This is a genomic window from Rhizobium sp. AP16 (genome assembly GCF_000281735.1).
In the GTDB taxonomy this organism is placed as follows: Bacteria; Pseudomonadota; Alphaproteobacteria; order Rhizobiales; family Rhizobiaceae; genus Rhizobium; species Rhizobium rhizogenes.
In genome coordinates this window covers 1-16,114 of sequence record NZ_AJVM01000008.1, presented here as the reverse complement: position 1 = coordinate 16,114, position 16,114 = coordinate 1, and the positions used below count along the sequence as shown (strand labels likewise).

At 58.1% G+C, this 16,114-nt stretch carries 28 protein-coding genes and 2 pseudogenes; 1 reads left to right on the top strand and 29 read right to left on the bottom strand.

Features of this window, described 5'->3' with window-relative positions:
* Window positions 1-12: 12 nt before the first annotated feature.
* The gene (locus tag PMI03_RS05675; RefSeq protein WP_007690798.1) at window positions 13-411 is read right to left on the bottom strand and encodes a DUF2809 domain-containing protein; all 399 of its coding nucleotides are present in this window, start codon (window positions 409-411) and stop codon (window positions 13-15) included.
* Between the two features lie 434 nt (window positions 412-845).
* Here PMI03_RS05675 and PMI03_RS31485 point away from each other — a divergent pair.
* Window positions 846-980: pseudogene (locus PMI03_RS31485) on the top strand (DUF817 family protein); the annotation flags it as partial.
* A 97-nt stretch (window positions 981-1,077) separates the two neighbouring features.
* Here the strand turns inward: PMI03_RS31485 and rplQ are convergent.
* The 28 genes and pseudogenes from rplQ to tuf form a co-directional block, all read right to left on the bottom strand.
* On the bottom strand, window positions 1,078-1,500 hold the full coding sequence (rplQ, locus tag PMI03_RS05665) for a 50S ribosomal protein L17 (RefSeq protein WP_007690793.1): 423 nt from the start codon (window positions 1,498-1,500) through the stop codon (window positions 1,078-1,080).
* 47 nt (window positions 1,501-1,547) lie between these two features.
* Window positions 1,548-2,558, bottom strand: coding sequence for a DNA-directed RNA polymerase subunit alpha (locus PMI03_RS05660; protein ID WP_007690792.1), 1,011 nt, complete (start codon window positions 2,556-2,558; stop codon window positions 1,548-1,550).
* A gap of 103 nt (window positions 2,559-2,661) precedes the next feature.
* Window positions 2,662-3,051, bottom strand: coding sequence for a 30S ribosomal protein S11 (gene rpsK, locus PMI03_RS05655; protein WP_003547577.1), 390 nt, complete (start codon window positions 3,049-3,051; stop codon window positions 2,662-2,664).
* A gap of 133 nt (window positions 3,052-3,184) precedes the next feature.
* The gene (gene rpsM / locus PMI03_RS05650) at window positions 3,185-3,553 is read right to left on the bottom strand and encodes a 30S ribosomal protein S13 (RefSeq protein ID WP_007690791.1); all 369 of its coding nucleotides are present in this window, start codon (window positions 3,551-3,553) and stop codon (window positions 3,185-3,187) included.
* Window positions 3,554-3,771: 218 nt separating this feature from the next.
* Window positions 3,772-4,422: an adenylate kinase gene (locus PMI03_RS05645; RefSeq protein WP_007690790.1), complete on the bottom strand. Its 651-nt coding sequence runs from the start codon at window positions 4,420-4,422 to the stop codon at window positions 3,772-3,774.
* Window positions 4,419-5,759 carry a preprotein translocase subunit SecY gene (secY, locus tag PMI03_RS05640; protein ID WP_007690789.1) on the bottom strand — a complete coding sequence of 447 codons (1,341 nt, stop codon included), beginning with the start codon at window positions 5,757-5,759 and terminating at the stop codon, window positions 4,419-4,421. The genes PMI03_RS05645 and secY overlap by 4 nt, the downstream gene beginning before the upstream one ends.
* 225 nt (window positions 5,760-5,984) lie before the next feature.
* Window positions 5,985-6,455 (bottom strand): 50S ribosomal protein L15, encoded by a 471-nt coding sequence (gene rplO / locus PMI03_RS05635; protein WP_007690788.1) that lies wholly within the window; start codon window positions 6,453-6,455, stop codon window positions 5,985-5,987.
* 16 nt (window positions 6,456-6,471) lie between these two features.
* On the bottom strand, window positions 6,472-6,684 hold the full coding sequence (gene rpmD / locus PMI03_RS05630) for a 50S ribosomal protein L30 (protein ID WP_007690786.1): 213 nt from the start codon (window positions 6,682-6,684) through the stop codon (window positions 6,472-6,474).
* Window positions 6,685-6,697: 13 nt separating this feature from the next.
* The gene (gene rpsE / locus PMI03_RS05625) at window positions 6,698-7,267 is read right to left on the bottom strand and encodes a 30S ribosomal protein S5 (RefSeq protein ID WP_007690783.1); all 570 of its coding nucleotides are present in this window, start codon (window positions 7,265-7,267) and stop codon (window positions 6,698-6,700) included.
* A 129-nt stretch (window positions 7,268-7,396) separates the two neighbouring features.
* The gene (gene rplR / locus PMI03_RS05620) at window positions 7,397-7,759 is read right to left on the bottom strand and encodes a 50S ribosomal protein L18 (protein WP_007690781.1); all 363 of its coding nucleotides are present in this window, start codon (window positions 7,757-7,759) and stop codon (window positions 7,397-7,399) included.
* A 12-nt stretch (window positions 7,760-7,771) separates the two neighbouring features.
* Window positions 7,772-8,305: a 50S ribosomal protein L6 gene (rplF, locus tag PMI03_RS05615; RefSeq protein WP_007690780.1), complete on the bottom strand. Its 534-nt coding sequence runs from the start codon at window positions 8,303-8,305 to the stop codon at window positions 7,772-7,774.
* A 42-nt stretch (window positions 8,306-8,347) separates the two neighbouring features.
* Window positions 8,348-8,746, bottom strand: a complete 399-nt coding sequence (rpsH, locus tag PMI03_RS05610; protein ID WP_007690778.1) for a 30S ribosomal protein S8 — start codon at window positions 8,744-8,746, stop codon at window positions 8,348-8,350.
* A gap of 12 nt (window positions 8,747-8,758) precedes the next feature.
* Window positions 8,759-9,064: a 30S ribosomal protein S14 gene (gene rpsN / locus PMI03_RS05605; protein WP_007690775.1), complete on the bottom strand. Its 306-nt coding sequence runs from the start codon at window positions 9,062-9,064 to the stop codon at window positions 8,759-8,761.
* A gap of 33 nt (window positions 9,065-9,097) precedes the next feature.
* On the bottom strand, window positions 9,098-9,655 hold the full coding sequence (gene rplE / locus PMI03_RS05600; protein ID WP_007690773.1) for a 50S ribosomal protein L5: 558 nt from the start codon (window positions 9,653-9,655) through the stop codon (window positions 9,098-9,100).
* Window positions 9,648-9,956, bottom strand: coding sequence for a 50S ribosomal protein L24 (gene rplX / locus PMI03_RS05595; RefSeq protein ID WP_007690770.1), 309 nt, complete (start codon window positions 9,954-9,956; stop codon window positions 9,648-9,650). The genes rplE and rplX overlap by 8 nt, the downstream gene beginning before the upstream one ends.
* Window positions 9,957-9,968: 12 nt before the next feature.
* On the bottom strand, window positions 9,969-10,337 hold the full coding sequence (gene rplN, locus PMI03_RS05590) for a 50S ribosomal protein L14 (protein WP_003573790.1): 369 nt from the start codon (window positions 10,335-10,337) through the stop codon (window positions 9,969-9,971).
* A 225-nt stretch (window positions 10,338-10,562) separates the two neighbouring features.
* Window positions 10,563-10,802, bottom strand: coding sequence for a 30S ribosomal protein S17 (gene rpsQ, locus PMI03_RS05585; protein WP_007690764.1), 240 nt, complete (start codon window positions 10,800-10,802; stop codon window positions 10,563-10,565).
* Between the two features lie 12 nt (window positions 10,803-10,814).
* On the bottom strand, window positions 10,815-11,015 hold the full coding sequence (gene rpmC / locus PMI03_RS05580) for a 50S ribosomal protein L29 (RefSeq protein WP_007690763.1): 201 nt from the start codon (window positions 11,013-11,015) through the stop codon (window positions 10,815-10,817).
* A gap of 11 nt (window positions 11,016-11,026) precedes the next feature.
* A complete protein-coding gene (rplP, locus tag PMI03_RS05575; RefSeq protein WP_004118395.1) occupies window positions 11,027-11,440 on the bottom strand; it encodes a 50S ribosomal protein L16 in 414 nt (137 codons plus the stop codon).
* A gap of 36 nt (window positions 11,441-11,476) precedes the next feature.
* Window positions 11,477-12,202 (bottom strand): 30S ribosomal protein S3, encoded by a 726-nt coding sequence (gene rpsC / locus PMI03_RS05570; RefSeq protein ID WP_007690761.1) that lies wholly within the window; start codon window positions 12,200-12,202, stop codon window positions 11,477-11,479.
* Entirely contained in the window at window positions 12,202-12,600 is a 399-nt protein-coding gene (gene rplV / locus PMI03_RS05565; protein ID WP_007690758.1) for a 50S ribosomal protein L22, read from the bottom strand. The genes rpsC and rplV overlap by 1 nt, the downstream gene beginning before the upstream one ends.
* Window positions 12,601-12,602: 2 nt before the next feature.
* Window positions 12,603-12,881, bottom strand: a complete 279-nt coding sequence (rpsS, locus tag PMI03_RS05560) for a 30S ribosomal protein S19 (protein ID WP_007690757.1) — start codon at window positions 12,879-12,881, stop codon at window positions 12,603-12,605.
* Between the two features lie 15 nt (window positions 12,882-12,896).
* Window positions 12,897-13,733: a 50S ribosomal protein L2 gene (rplB, locus tag PMI03_RS05555; protein WP_007690756.1), complete on the bottom strand. Its 837-nt coding sequence runs from the start codon at window positions 13,731-13,733 to the stop codon at window positions 12,897-12,899.
* Window positions 13,734-13,744: 11 nt separating this feature from the next.
* Window positions 13,745-14,038 (bottom strand): 50S ribosomal protein L23, encoded by a 294-nt coding sequence (locus PMI03_RS05550; protein ID WP_007690755.1) that lies wholly within the window; start codon window positions 14,036-14,038, stop codon window positions 13,745-13,747.
* Window positions 14,035-14,655 (bottom strand): 50S ribosomal protein L4, encoded by a 621-nt coding sequence (rplD, locus tag PMI03_RS05545; protein ID WP_007690753.1) that lies wholly within the window; start codon window positions 14,653-14,655, stop codon window positions 14,035-14,037. The genes PMI03_RS05550 and rplD overlap by 4 nt, the downstream gene beginning before the upstream one ends.
* Window positions 14,656-14,668: 13 nt before the next feature.
* Window positions 14,669-15,310: a 50S ribosomal protein L3 gene (gene rplC / locus PMI03_RS05540; protein WP_007690750.1), complete on the bottom strand. Its 642-nt coding sequence runs from the start codon at window positions 15,308-15,310 to the stop codon at window positions 14,669-14,671.
* Window positions 15,311-15,349: 39 nt separating this feature from the next.
* Window positions 15,350-15,658 (bottom strand): 30S ribosomal protein S10, encoded by a 309-nt coding sequence (gene rpsJ / locus PMI03_RS05535; RefSeq protein ID WP_003547547.1) that lies wholly within the window; start codon window positions 15,656-15,658, stop codon window positions 15,350-15,352.
* A gap of 156 nt (window positions 15,659-15,814) precedes the next feature.
* Window positions 15,815-16,114: pseudogene (gene tuf / locus PMI03_RS05530) on the bottom strand (elongation factor Tu); the annotation flags it as partial.

The following is a 16,114-nucleotide window of genomic DNA, read 5'->3' as shown; positions in this document are numbered from 1 at the left end:
TGAAGCGGATTTTCATGCCGCCGGCTTCTGCCAAACTCCCTTTCCCGCCGAAAGAGCGGCATCAAGCGCCAGAGCTGCGCCTATTCCTGCGGCATAGGCCAATATGTTCCACAACGAAAACACGCGCCCCAGCAATAGAGCACCTGCCGTCGTCAATCGAAACGCGTCCAGCCACGGCATATGAACCAGCCGGAACACTTCGACGCAAATGGCAATCAATACTGCGGCCACAGCGATCTTCGAGGGCTTCGCAGTGACCACTATCGACGCCAGCAGAAAATAGACCATCGATCCCCACAGGATCGAGCCGCCATATTTGACGACGGTAAAAGGCAGATGCGCTTCGTATCCAAATCGCCTGAGGACGAGACCGCAGGCAATGGTCAGGACGAGAGCGGAAAGCAGCAACATCCTTCTCGACACGTCACTTTTCCGGACTTCCAAATATCGTACCTCGCCGACCGACAGACATCAATCTCAGACGCAGGTAGCCCACGATCTTCTTGAAAAGCAAGAGCATGCAGCGCCACCCTGGATACGGAAAATTCACGCGTGTCAGCACAATGTTGAGCTGCAATTTCGCCACGCTCTTCCTGTCATCAACATTGCCATCCGAGACATCATCAGCGCCTAGAGCGAGAGATACTGAAAATGTCCAAAGTCGCTGCACTCGAAAAGCTTTTGCCGTCTCTCGATACCTACCTCACCCGCATGCCTGCTCACTCCGATCTCAAGGGCATCCGTCGGTTCGCCGTCGAGTTCCTGTTCTTCGGCATAAAGGAGGCCCGCGCCTGTGTTTTCGTGGGGCTGTTTTTCCTGGCGATCTTCACGGTTCCACATGCGGGTACCCAAATCAACTCGGAGCCTGGTCCGCAGTCCATATCGGAAAATGGAGTTCCTGGTCACTTCTCGTCATCATGATCTTCACCATCGTCGCCAACCTGAAGCACATCAAGAAACACGTTCATATTCCCCAATAGTGCCGCAGCACTGGAAACGACGTGTCTGGACACAAGGAACAGAAAAAGGCCGGACGATCGCTCATCCGGCCTTTTGATTGTCTATCCGAAGCGAGCCTTAAGCGGCTGCGGCTTCTTCCTCGGCAGCAACGCGGGCCTTGTCGGCTGCGCCCTTGGCAGAGGTGTCGCGATCAACGAATTCGACGACTGCGAGAGCGGCATTGTCGCCCTGGCGGAAGCCGGCCTTCATGATGCGCAGGTAGCCGCCGTTGCGGGTGGCGTAACGCGTTGCGATCGCATCAAACAGCTTGGCAACGACAACGGCGTCGCGGATCTGCGAGATGGCCTGACGACGAGCGTGCAGGTCGCCGCGCTTGCCGAGGGTAACCAGCTTCTCGACGATCGGGCGAATTTCCTTCGCCTTCGGCAGAGTGGTGACGATCTGCTCATGGGTGATGAGCGAAGCCGCCATGTTGGCGAACATCGCCTTACGGTGGCTAGCAGTTCTATTCAGCTTGCGGCCGGCTTTACCGTGGCGCATGGCTATTCTCCTTCACTTGCAGGCATCATCCACCTGCAGTTTGTTGGTTAGTATTGGTCTTCGTATCGCTTGGCGAGATCTTCGATGTTCTCAGGCGGCCATGCCGGCACTTCCATGCCGAGGTGCAGACCCATGGAAGCGAGAACTTCCTTGATTTCGTTCAGCGACTTGCGACCAAAATTCGGCGTGCGGAGCATTTCTGCTTCGGTCTTCTGAATGAGGTCGCCGATATAGACGATGTTGTCGTTCTTCAGGCAGTTTGCCGAGCGAACAGACAGTTCCAGTTCGTCCACCTTCTTGAGGAGCGCCGGGTTGAAAGCAAGTTCGGTAACTGCTTCTTCTTCGGCTTCCTTCTGCGGCTCGTCGAAGTTGACGAACACGCCAAGCTGATCCTGGAGGATGCGGGCCGCGAAAGCGACTGCATCTTCACCGGTGATCGAACCATCGGTTTCGATCGACATGCTCAGCTTGTCGTAGTCGAGAACCTGTCCTTCGCGGGTATTTTCAACCTTGTAGGACACCTTCTTGACCGGCGAATAAAGGCTGTCGACCGGGATAAGACCGATCGGAGCATCTTCCGCACGATTACGCTCGGCCGGGACATAGCCCTTGCCGTTATTGACGGTGAATTCCATGCGGATTTCGGCACCCTCGTCGAGCGTGCAGATCACATGCTCGGGGTTGAGGATTTCGATATCGCCGACCGTCTGAATATCGCCAGCCGTTACGACGCCGGGGCCCTGCTTGCGAACCACCATGCGCTTGGCATCATCGCCATCCATCTTGATGGCGATTTCCTTGATGTTCAGCACGATGTCCGTCACATCTTCCCGGACGCCCGGGATAGAGGAGAACTCATGCAGCACGCCGTCGATCTGCACGGCCGTCACAGCGGCACCGCGCAGAGAGGACAGCAGAACGCGACGCAGCGCGTTGCCGAGGGTGAGGCCGAAGCCACGCTCCAGCGGTTCGGCCACGAGCGTTGCCTTGGTGCGGCCGCTCGAGGTGAACTCGACCTTGTTCGGCTTGATCAGTTCCTGCCAGTTTTTCTGAATCATATTCTTGCCTTCCGTTCGTTGTCACCATCCAATCGTGACAACCGAGCTTGAAAAGCACCGAGCCGGACACATATGCGCCGGCCGGTGTCGTGAGTGGCGATGATCAGACGCGGCGCTTCTTGCGCGGGCGGCAACCATTGTGCGGGATCGGCGTCACGTCACGGATGGACGTGATCATGAAACCGGCAGCCTGGAGTGCGCGCAGAGCGGATTCACGACCGGAACCCGGACCGCAAACTTCAACTTCCAGCGACTTCATGCCATGTTCCTGGGCCTTCTTGGCGCAGTCTTCAGCAGCGATCTGGGCAGCGAACGGGGTCGACTTGCGCGAACCCTTGAAGCCCTTGGCACCAGCGGACGACCAGGCAATAGCGTTGCCCTGTGCGTCGGTGATGGTGATCATCGTGTTGTTGAAGGTCGAGTTGACGTGCGCAACGCCCGACGAAATATTTTTACGCTCGCGACGGCGAACGCGTACGGCTTCCTTGGCCATGGTAGTCCTTTCTTGGATCTCTGCACCGCCGTAATGCCAGCGGCTCCACCGGAGCAGCGCCCGATCGGCGCAGTTCCAAACTCAAAAGAGGCCGGCGCAGACCGCCAGCCTCCCAAATCCGGTTTCCCGGAAATTACTTCTTCTTACCAGCGATAGCCTTTGCCGGACCCTTGCGGGTGCGGGCATTGGTGTGGGTGCGCTGGCCGCGAACCGGAAGGCTGCGACGATGGCGCAGGCCACGGTAGCTGCCAAGGTCCATCAGACGCTTGATGTTCATCGAGGTTTCACGACGAAGGTCGCCTTCGACCTGATAATCGCGATCGATGGTTTCGCGGATCTGCAGAACTTCAGCGTCCGTCAACTGGTTGACGCGACGCTCGGCCGGAATACCGACCTTCTCGCAGATTTCCTGTGCAAACTTCGGTCCGATCCCGTGAATGTAGCGAAGCGCAATAACTACGCGCTTTGCAGTCGGGATGTTGACGCCAGCGATACGAGCCACGCCTGTTCTCCTTGCATTCCTTTTGCCTGAGCAAAGGGCTTTTGTTATGCAGCCCGGGAGCTGCTTGTTCGATTAGATCCGTAACACGTCAAAACGACCGTACCCGGACTTCCCGATGGAAATCCGCGCCGATCGCTTGGTATGTCGCGAGTTGGCGCGGTGTTTAACGGAATCAGTGCAAAAAAGCAACCGCTCCCGGCAAGTTTATTTTAAGCTATCTAAAGCTTAGAGAGGATCGCCTCGATATTGGCGGTCACATGTTCGATATCCGCCATGCCGTCGACCGACTGAAGCTTGCCCTTGGCATAGTAATAGCCGATGAGCGGCGAGGTTTCCTTGTAGTAGACCTGCAGACGCTCGACGACCGTTTCCCTGTTGTCGTCGGCCCGGCGTTTGAAATGTGTGGAACCGCAACGGTCGCACACACCCTCCACCTTCGGTCTCAGATTTTCGTCGTGATAGCCGGCGCCGCAGTTGGCGCAGGTATAACGGCCCGAAATACGATCGGCGAGCACGGCGTCATCCACCTTGATCTCGATCACGGCGGAGAGCTCGAGACCCTTCGCCTTCAACATCGCTTCCGTCGCATCGGCCTGAACGAGCGTCCGCGGAAAACCATCGAGGATAAAGCCCCTGGCGCAATCCGGTTGATCGATTCGCTCGGACACGATGGCATTGACGATGTCGTCTGAAACAAGCTTGCCGGCGTCCATGACGGCCTTGGCGCGCTTGCCTACTTCAGTCCCGGCCGCCACGGCGGCCCTCAGCATATCCCCCGTGGAAAGCTGCGGAATGCCATGCTTTTCCACGATACGCTGGGCCTGGGTTCCCTTACCTGCACCCGGCGGCCCTAAAAGTATCAATCTCATCGCCCCCTCTTTCCTCCACGCAACTTCGATTTCTTGATCAGGCCTTCGTATTGCTGTGCGATCAGGTGACCCTGAATCTGTGCCACCGTATCCAGCGTTACGCTAACCACGATCAGAAGCGAAGTGCCACCCAGCGCCAACGGAATACCGGTCTGGGACACGAGAATTTCGGGCAGAATGCAGACGAAGACGAGATAGATCGCGCCGATGACCGTGATACGGGTCAGCACATAGTCGATATATTCGGCGGTGCGATCACCCGGACGGATGCCCGGAATGAAGCCGCCATGCTTCTTCAGATTATCGGCCGTATCCTTCGGATTGAAGACCAGCGCGGTATAGAAGAAGGCAAAGAAGGCGATCAGGGCGGCGTAGAGCACCATGTAGAGCGGCTGGCCGTGCCCGAGGGCCGCGACGATCGAGGTGACCCAGGTCGGCAGCGCCGTATTGGTGCCGAGGCCGGCAATGGTCGCCGGCAGCAGCAGCAACGAAGACGCGAAGATCGCCGGGATAACGCCCGAGGTGTTGAGCTTCAGCGGCAGATGCGAGGTGTCACCCTGGAACATGCGGGTGCCGACCTGGCGCTTCGGATACTGGATCAGCAGGCGGCGCTGAGCGCGCTCGACGAAGACGATCAATGCGATGACCAGGACAGCCACGACAAGCACGAGGAGAATGAGGCCCGTCGACAGAGCGCCGGTGCGGCCAAGTTCGAGCGTACCGGCAAGTGCCGTCGGCAGACCGGCTGCAATGCCCGCGAAGATGATCAGCGAAATACCGTTGCCGATACCGCGCGAAGTCACCTGCTCGCCGAGCCACATCAGGAACATCGTGCCGCCGAGCAGCGTAATGACGGTCGAAATGCGGAAGAACCAGCCCGGATCGAGAACGACGCCATTGCCATGCTCAAGGCCAATCGCAATGCCATAGGCCTGCAATGCGCCGAGCAGCACCGTGCCGTAGCGGGTGTACTGGTTGATGATCTTACGACCCTGCTCGCCTTCCTTCTTCAGGTTCTCGAGCGCCGGCACGACCGAGGTCATGAGCTGCACGATGATCGAAGCGGAGATGTAGGGCATGATACCTAGCGCGAAAATCGCCATGCGCTGGACGGCGCCGCCGGAAAACATGTTGAAGAGGCCGAGAATGCCGCCAGACTGATTCTGGAACGCCTGGGCATAGGCCGCCGGGTTGAGACCCGGAAGCGGGATATGAGTTCCCAGTCGGTAAACCAGGAGAGCTCCGAGCGTGAACCACAAGCGCTTCTTGAGATCCTCGGCTTTGGCAAAGGTCGAGAAATTGAGATTGGACGCCAATTGTTCCGCAGCAGAAGCCATGCAAATCTCCGCACTACCAATTCCGGCAAAATCGGCCGGGTCCGGAATCAGTTTTCAAATTGTTCAAAAGCCGGGCTTCGGACGGATTGCACTGCAATCGGATGCCTCACCCTGGGGTCCCGTTATTCACCGGAAAGACACAGCTGCATCATTCAGGTTCGTGAGGCACACATATGGGAGCAAAATCGCCCGGTGTGAAGCACCCCGGGCGACTTATTGATAAGATTATTCTGCGGCAGAAGCGAGCAGCTTAATGGAACCGCCAGCCTTTTCGATCTTTTCGACCGCCGGCTTGGAGGCGCCTGCAACTTCCAGCGAAATCTTCGCCTTCAGTTCGCCGTCCGAGAGAACCCGAACGCCGTCCTTGACACGGCGAATCACGCCGGCAGCCTTGAGAGCGGCAGCATCGATGGTCTTCTTGGCGTCGAGCTTGCCGGCGTCAACCGCAACCTGGATGCGCGCCAGCGATACGACAACGTAATCGGCAGCGAAGATGTTGTTGAAGCCGCGCTTCGGCAGACGACGGTAGATGGGCATCTGACCGCCTTCGAAGCCGTTGATCGCAACGCCCGAACGGGACTTCTGACCCTTAACACCACGGCCGCCGGTCTTGCCGGAGCCGGAGCCAATGCCGCGGCCGAGGCGCTTGCGGCTATGGGTCGAGCCTTCGTTATCCTTGATCTCATTCAATTTCATAGCGATTACCTCCGGCTCACTTCTCGTCGACTACGCGAACGAGATGCTGGACAGCACGGATCATGCCACGAACAGCCGGAGTATCTTCCAGCGTGCGGCGACGGTGCATCTTGTTCAGTCCGAGACCGATCAGCGTCTTCTGCTGAACATCCGGACGGCGGATGGGGCTGCCAATCTGCTCGACCGTAACGGTCGCCTTGGCTTCAGCCTTCTTGGTCGTCTTGGCCATAGGTCAAACTCCCTTATTCTTCAGAGGCATTGCCCGAAGCGGAGCGACGAGCCTGCAGAGTGGCATACTTGATGCCGCGCTGAGCTGCGATGTCCTTCGGGTGAACCTGGTGCTTCAGGGCGTCGAACGTAGCGCGAACCATGTTGTACGGGTTCGACGAACCGGTCGACTTGGCAACGACGTCATGAACGCCGAGCGTTTCGAAAACGGCGCGCATCGGGCCGCCGGCGATGATACCGGTACCGACCTTGGCCGAGCGCAGCAGAACCTTGCCAGCGCCATGACGGCCATGGACGTCGTGATGCAGCGTACGGCCGTCGCGCAGCGGTACAAAGATCAGATCGCGCTTGGCGCTTTCAGTGGCCTTGCGGATAGCTTCCGGCACTTCGCGTGCCTTGCCATGACCGAAGCCTACGCGGCCCTTCTGGTCACCAACAACGACGAGAGCGGCGAAACCGAAACGGCGGCCACCCTTTACAACCTTGGCGACACGGTTGATCGCGACCAGCTTGTCGACGAATTCGCTATCGCGCTCTTCACGGCTCTGACGGTCATCCCGCGAGCCCCTCTTTTCCTGTGCCATTGTCCTCTTCCTTTTTCTTTTCCGGGTGCAATCGGCAAACAACAAAGACCGCATGCCCTCCCCTTACGGGGAAACGTGCGGTCCGGTGAATATCCGGCCGGCGCTTAAAGCTGCCGGCCGGAAACTTGATTAGAAGGACAGACCGCCTTCGCGAGCTGCTTCAGCCAGGGCCTTGATACGGCCGTGGTAGATGAAGGCGCCGCGATCGAACACGACTTCCTTGACGCCTGCCTTGGTGGCACGCTCGGCGACGAGCTTGCCAACGAGGGCGGCGGCGGCTGTGTCGGCACCGGTCTTCAGAGAACCGCGCAGATCCTTATCGAGCGTGGAGGCAGACGCAAGCGTCTTGCCGGCCGCATCATCGATGACCTGAACGTAGATGTTCTTCGACGAGCGATGAACCGACAGGCGCGGACGGCCATTGGCCACCGACTTGAGTTGACGGCGCACGCGGTTGGCACGACGTGCAAGTGCTTCTTTCCTGCTAGCCATTTCGCGTGATCCTTACTTCTTCTTGCCTTCTTTGCGGACGATCCGCTCGCCGGCATACTTAACGCCCTTGCCCTTGTAGGGCTCAGGACCGCGATATTCGCGGATTTCAGCGGCAACCTGGCCGACCTGCTGCTTGTTGATGCCGCTGACGACGATTTCCGTCGGCTTCGGCACAGCAATCGTAATGCCTTCCGGCGGCTCGTAAACCACGTCGTGGCTGAAGCCGAGCGCGAGCTGCAGGTTCTTGCCCTGCAGGGCGGCACGGTAGCCGACGCCGTTGATTTCGAGCTTCCGCTCGTAGCCTTCCTTAACACCCTTCAGGATGTTCTCGATCATCGTGCGGGACATGCCCCACTTCGAACGAGCATCCTTGGAGTTGCTAAGCGGCGTTACGACAATTGCATTATCTTCCAGCTTGAGACCGATTTCGTCGTTAGCAACGAAAAACAGTTCGCCCTTGGGGCCCTTAGCAGTCACCTTTTGGCCATCAACCGAGGCCGTGATTCCTGCAGGCACCTGAACGGGCTTCTTACCGATACGAGACATTTTTTCAAACCTGTCTGTTTCGAAGGAGATCCATGTTCGGCCTTAGAAGACCGAGCAAAGAACCTCACCACCAACATTCTGTTCACGAGCCTGGTGGTCGGCCATTACGCCCTTCGGAGTCGAAAGGATAATGATACCGAGACCGTTCGCGACCTGCGGAATGGACTTGACCGAGACATAAACTCGGCGGCCCGGCTTAGACACACGGCCGATCTCGCGGATCACCGATGAGCCTTCATAGTACTTGAGTTCGATGCTGAGCTCAGACTTGCCGTTGCCGAAATCGACGACGGAGTAGCCACGAATGTAGCCTTCAGCCTGGAGAACATCGAGAACGCGTGCACGGAGCTTGGAAGCAGGCGTCGAAACCGACGACTTGCGACGCGAAGCGCCGTTGCGGATGCGGGTGAGCATATCGCCCAAAGGATCAGTCATAGTCATCTAATCTGCTCCTTACCAGCTCGACTTGACAATGCCCGGCACCTTGCCGAAATTGCCGAGTTCACGCAGCGCGATACGCGACATGCGCAGTTTGCGGTAGTACGCACGCGGACGGCCCGATACTTCGCAACGGTTGCGAATGCGGGTCTTCGATCCATCGCGCGGGAGCGATGCCAGCTTCAGTGTGGCCTTGAACCGGTCCTCGATCGGGAGAGACTGGTTCATGATGATTGCCTTCAGAGCAGCCCGCTTTGCGGATTGAGTGGCAACCGTATTGCGGCGGCGCTTGTTCTTTTCAACTGCGCTTGTCTTCGCCATATTTAGGTTCCTTTTCTACGCTCGTCGTTACGGTTATTGACGGAACGGGAAGTTGAACTCTTTCAGAAGAGCCCGAGCTTCGTCATCCGTTGTCGCCGTCGTGCAAACGATGATGTCCATGCCCCACATCTGATCAACCTTATCGTAGTTGATCTCAGGGAACACAATGTGCTCCTTGATGCCCATGGCGAAGTTGCCACGACCGTCAAAGCTTTTCGGGTTCAGGCCGCGAAAGTCGCGAACGCGCGGGAGCGCGATGTTGACCAGACGATCCAGGAACTCATACATACGGGCGCCGCGAAGGGTTACCTTGGCGCCGATCGGCATATTTTCGCGGACCTTGAAGCCAGCGATGGAGTTGCGCGCATGGGTGATGACCGGCTTCTGGCCGGCAATCGCTGCGAGGTCGGCGGCAGCAACAGTCGGCTTCTTCGAATCAGCCGTTGCTTCGCCAACGCCCATGTTGATCACGATCTTATCGAGCTTCGGGATCTGCATTTCGTTGGCGTAGGAGAACTTCTCCTGCAGCGCCGCACGAATGCGGGCAACATATTCCTTCTTGAGCCGCGGCTCGTACTTTACCTCAGCCATCGATCACTTCTCCCGAGGTCTTGGCCACGCGGACCTTCTTGCCTTCTACAACCTTGAAACCGACGCGGGTCGGCTTGCCGTCCTTGTCGACGATTGCCAGGTTGGACAGGTGAAGCGAGGCTTCCTTGCTGATAATGCCAGCTTCCTGGGTCTGCGTCTGGCGCTGATGGCGCTTGATGACGTTGACGCCACGGACGACCGCACGGTCTTCCTTCGGCATTACTTGAATGACTTCGCCGGTACGACCTTTGTCCTTGCCGGCCAATACGACAACCTTGTCGCCTTTACGGATCTTTTGCATCGCTCCGCTCCCTTACAGTACTTCTGGAGCCAGCGAGATGATCTTCATGTGGTTCTTGGCGCGAAGTTCGCGCGGAACCGGTCCGAAGATACGGGTGCCGATCGGCTCTTTCTTGTTGTCGATGAGGACTGCTGCATTGGTATCGAAGCGGATGACGCTGCCATCCGGACGACGGATATCCTTGGCGGTGCGAACGACCACCGCCTTCATCACGTCACCCTTCTTCACGCGGCCGCGCGGAATGGCTTCCTTGATCGAAACGACGATAACGTCGCCGATCGAGGCATACTTGCGCTTCGAGCCGCCCAGCACCTTGATGCACATGACACGACGTGCGCCGGAATTATCCGCCACGTCGAGGTTTGTTTGCATCTGAATCATGTCAGGTCGCCTTCTTGTTGTTACCGGAATGGTTGGGTCTAACGACCCCCTACCCCGGCTTATGGACTAGTCTCTTGTCTGATTTCTCCAGCGTGCGGAACCACCAGGGTTACCTTTGCCGGCCATCAATAAAGCAAAAGAACGCTCGTACTCGAGCGTCCTGCTTCCAAGCTCGTGCTTCATACAGATATTTCGCCCAGACGCAAGGGCCTGAGCGAAATTCTGTTACTTGGACTGGGCGGAAACGACCGTCCAGGTCTTGTCTTTGGAGATCGGCGCGCATTCCTCGATGGAAACGGTGTCGCCGACCTTGTACTGATTGTTTTCGTCGTGAGCCTTGTACTTCTTGGAACGACGAACGGTCTTCTGGAGCAGCGGGTGAGCGAAACGACGCTCAACGCGGACAACTACCGTCTTCTCGTTCTTGTCGCTGACCACGACGCCCTGCAGAATGCGCTTCGGCATGTTATTTTTCCTTTAGGCCTTTGCTTCTGCCGCCTTCTGGCGGGCAATGGTTTTCACGCGGGCGATATCCTTGCGGACTTCGTTGATGCGCGAGGACTTTTCAAGCTGGCCAGTTGCCTTCTGAAAGCGCAGATTGAACTGCTCCTTCTTCAGCTTGGCAAGCTCGTCCTTGAGTTGGTCGGCGCTCAGGGCGCGAACATCTGCGGCTTTCATGAGCTTCTTCCTTACTCTGCAATGCGCTGCACGAAGCGCGTCTTGACCGAGAGCTTGGCGGCGCCGAGGCGCAGAGCCTCACGAGCGATTTCTTCGCTCACACCATCGATCTCGAACATCATACGGCCGGGCTTGACCTTGCATGCCCAGTATTCGACAGAGCCTTTACCCTTACCCATACGGACTTCGGTCGGCTTTGCGGTTACCGGAACATCCGGGAACACGCGGATCCATACACGGCCGGCACGCTTCATGTAGCGCGTGATCGCGCGGCGAGCCGCTTCGATCTCACGAGCATTGACGCGGTTGGGTTCCTGCGACTTCAGGCCGAATTCGCCGAACGCCAGATCAGAACCACCCTTGGCAACGCCCTTGATGCGGCCCTTAAATTGCTTCCGGTACTTCGTACGCTTTGGCTGCAACATTTTTCTATTCTCCGAACTTATCTGCCACGTACGCTATCAAGCGTTATCGCGGCGGCGGTCTCTATCGCGATCACGGCTAGCCGGACCCTGGGCGTCGCCTTCCAGCGCACGGCGTTCGGAGGCCATCGGATCATGCTCAAGGATTTCGCCCTTGAAGATCCAAACCTTGATGCCGCAGATGCCGAATGCGGTTTCTGCTTCAGCCGTACCGTAATCGATATCGGCGCGCAGCGTATGCAACGGCACGCGACCTTCGCGATACCATTCCGTACGAGCGATTTCAGCGCCGCCGAGACGGCCACCGCAGGTGATCTTGATGCCTTCGGCGCCAAGACGCATCGCGGACTGAACAGCACGCTTCATAGCGCGGCGGAAAGCCACACGACGCTCGAGCTGCTGAGCGATCGACTGGGCAACCAGAACAGCGTCGATTTCCGGCTTGCGAACTTCAACGATGTTGAGGTGCGTTTCAGAATTCGTCATGTCCGACAGCTTCTTGCGGAGCTTGTCGATGTCTGCGCCCTTCTTGCCGATGATCAGGCCCGGACGAGCCGAGTGGATCGTGACGCGGCACTTCTTGTGCGGACGCTCGATGACCACCTTAGAGATACCAGCCTGCTTCAGTTCGTCCATGACGAACTTACGCATCTTCAGGTCTTCGTGGAGAAGCTGGCCGTACTCGGCATTGTCCGCAAACCAGCGGCTATCCCAGGTACGGTTGATGCCGAGACGAAAACCGATTGGATTGATTTTCTGACCCATTATGCGGCCTCCCCTTGAGCTTCCACAGCTTCCACTTCACGAACAACGATCGTCAGGTGGGCGAACGGACGCTCGATGCGAGACGCACGACCACGGCCACGAGCGTGGAAACGCTTCATGACGATCGACTTGCCGACGTAAGCTTCCGCCACGACCAGCGAGTCAACGTCGAGATCATGGTTGTTCTCTGCATTGGCGATCGCAGATTCAAGCGTCTTCTTGACGGCGCCTGCGATACGCTTGCGGGAGAATTCCAGCTCTGCGAGTGCACGATCAACCTTCTTGCCGCGGATAGACGCTGCAACCAGGTTGAGCTTCTGCGGGCTGACGCGGAGCGTGCGCGCAACTGCCTGCGCTTCATTGTCCTTCAGCCGGCGTTCGGCTTTTGCCTTGCCCATTGTTACTTCCTCTTCGCCTTCTTGTCCGCGCCGTGACCGTAGTAGGTGCGGGTCGGGGCGAACTCACCGAACTTGTGACCGACCATGTCTTCGTTGACACTGACCGGAATGTGCTTGCTGCCGTTGTAGACGCCGAAGGTAAGACCAACGAACTGCGGCATGATCGTGGAGCGACGGCTCCAGATCTTGATTACTTCACTGCGTCCGCCTTCGCGCACCTTCTCAGCCTTCTTGAGAAGATAGCCGTCAACAAACGGACCTTTCCATACTGAACGAGCCACTTGAGACTTCCTCTCTTACTTCTTGCGCTGATGGCGCGAGCGCATAATCATTTTATCGGTCGACTTGTTCGACCGCGTGCGCTTGCCCTTGGTCGGCTTGCCCCATGGGGTCACCGGATGGCGACCACCAGAGGTACGGCCTTCACCACCGCCGTGCGGATGGTCGACGGGGTTCATGACGACGCCGCGAACGTGCGGCTTCTTACCGCGCCAACGCGAACGACCGGCCTTACCGTCGTTGATGTTGCCGTGGTCCGGGTTGGAAACGGCACCGATCGTTGCAAGGCAAGTGCCGTGCACGAGGCGCTGTTCACCGGAGTTCAGGCGAAGGATCGCCATGCCCTGGTCGCGGCCGACGAGCTGAGCGTAACCGCCAGCGGAGCGAGCGATCTGGCCACCCTTGCCCGGCTTCATTTCCACGTTGTGGATGATGGAGCCGACCGGGATGAACTGAAGCGGCATGGTGTTGCCCGGCTTCACGTCCACTGCCTTCTCGGAAGCGATGACCTTGTCGCCGGCAGCAAGACGCTGCGGAGCAAGGATATAGGCCTGATCGCCGTCGGCATACTTCACCAGAGCGATGTATGCGGTGCGGTTCGGGTCGTACTCGATGCGCTCGACGGTTGCTTCGACGTCAAACTTGCGACGCTTGAAGTCTACCAGGCGGTAGGTACGCTTGTGACCACCACCCTGGAAACGCACGGTGATGCGGCCGGTATTGTTACGGCCACCCTTGGAAGACAGGCCTTCCGTCAGCGACTTGACCGGCTTGCCCTTGTAGAGGGACGAGCGATCGACGATGACCAGCTGACGCTGGCTCGGGGTCGTCGGATTGAATGTTTTCAATGCCATTTTCTTATTCCTCAGAGACCGGTGGAGACGTCGATCGACTGGCCTTCGGCGAGCGTCACGATAGCCTTCTTCACGTCCTTCTGCTTGCCGACGAGACCTTTAAACCGCTTGGTCTTGCCGAGGCGCAGCAGAGTGTTAACGGCCGTAACCTTGACGCCGAACAGAGCTTCGACGGCAGCCTTGATTTCAGGCTTCGTCGCGGTCTTGGCAACGTTGAAAACAACCTGGTTATTGTCCGAAAGCAGAGTGGACTTTTCGGTGATCGCAGGAGAAACGATCACATCGTAATGGCGAAGATCCGTCACTTGAATCGCTCCTCTAGAGCTTCAACTGCAGCCTTGGACAGCACGAGCTTGCCGCGGCGCAGGATATCGTAAACGTTGATGCCCTGAACCGGCAGAACATCGATATTCGGGATGTTAGCGGCTGCGAGCTTGAAGTTGCTGTCGAGCTCTGCACCACCGATGAAGAGCGCGTTGGTCAGGCCGAGCGTCTCGAAAGCGCCGGCCAGAGCCTTGGTCTTGGCATCCGCTGCAACCAGGTTGTCGAGAATGATGACATCCTCGGCCTTAAGCTTGGCGGACAGAGCGAGACGCAGGCCGAGGGCGCGAACCTTCTTCGGCAGGTCATGCTCGTGGCTGCGCACGACCGGGCCGTGAGCCTTACCACCGCCGCGGAACTGCGGAGCACGAGCCGAATGGTGACGAGCGCGGCCCGTACCCTTCTGCTTGTACATCTTGGCGCCGGTGCGCGAAACTTCCGCGCGGCCCTGTGCCTTGTGCGTGCCCTGGCGCTTCTTGGCGAGCTGCCAGCGAATGACGCGTGCGATGATATCTTCACGCGGCTCAAGGCCGAAAATCGCGTCAGAAAGGGAAACCTTCCCAGCGTCTTTGCCCTCGAGGGTCTTGACGTTCAATTCCATTGGTTTGGCTCCCTTACTTCGCTGCCGACTTGACGGCATCGCGTACGATGATCCAGGCACCCTTGGAGCCGGGAACTGCGCCCTTGACGAGGATCAGACCGCGATCTTCATCGGTCGATACCACTTCGAGGTTCTGCGTCGTGACGCGCGTCTGGCCCATGTGACCAGCCATCTTCTTGTTCTTGAACACCTTGCCCGGATCCTGGCGCGAGCCGGTCGAACCGTGCGAGCGGTGCGAAACCGACACACCGTGCGTGGCGCGCAGACCGCCGAAGCCGTGGCGCTTCATGGCGCCGGCAAAGCCCTTACCGATCGTCGTGCCGGTCACGTCGACGAGCTGACCCGCCGAAAAGTGAGCTGCCTTGATCTCGGTGCCGACTTCAAGCAGGTTGTCGTCCGAAACACGGAATTCAACGAGCTTGGCCTTCGGCTCAACGCTGGCAACGGCGAAGTGACCGCGAAGGGCCTTCGACGTGTTCTTGACCTTAGCCTGGCCAGCACCGAGCTGAACTGCGGTGTAGCCATTCTTTTCTACTGTGCGCTGGGCTACGACCTGGCAGCCTTCCATACGCAATACGGTTACCGGGACATGCTCGCCGGCGTCGTTATAGACGCGGGTCATTCCCACCTTCTGTGCAATCACACCTGAACGCATCGGTTCAATCCTTCTCACTCAGCTCGAGAACCAAAGGTCTCAGAGCTTGATCTCAACATCGACACCGGCGGCGAGATCGAGCTTCATCAGCGCGTCTACCGTCTGCGGGGTCGGGTCAACGATGTCGAGAAGACGCTTATGCGTACGCATCTCGAACTGCTCGCGGCTCTTCTTGTCGATGTGCGGGGACCGGTTAACCGTGAACTTCTCGATACGGGTCGGAAGCGGAACGGGGCCCCGGACGCTAGCACCGGTGCGCTTAGCCGTCGATACGATCTCGCGCGTGGAAGCGTCGAGAATCCGATGATCGAACGCCTTAAGGCGGATGCGGATATTCTGGCCGTTCATTCGACTTTATCCTTGTGTCTGTTACCTGCGCGCCTCTCTAAGAGACACGTCTTTAACTTTAGTTACTCGAGGCGGGCCACCGGTTTCAAAGATCGAGAGGGACACCAGTTTCGGTGTCCCTATCCTTAATCTCCGGGCGTTGGCCCAGCCGCCTAATTACTCAACGATGCTGGCAACGATGCCTGCGCCGACGGTACGGCCGCCTTCACGGATAGCGAAGCGCAGCTTTTCTTCCATCGCGATCGGAACGATCAGCTCGACGGCAACAGTGACGTTGTCGCCTGGCATAACCATTTCCGTGCCTTCCGGAAGCGTGACGATGCCCGTCACGTCCGTCGTGCGGAAGTAGAACTGCGGACGGTAGTTCGTGAAGAACGGCGTATGACGGCCGCCTTCTTCCTTCGTCAGGATGTAGGCTTCTGCCATGAACTTCTTGTGCGGCTTGACAGAGCCCGG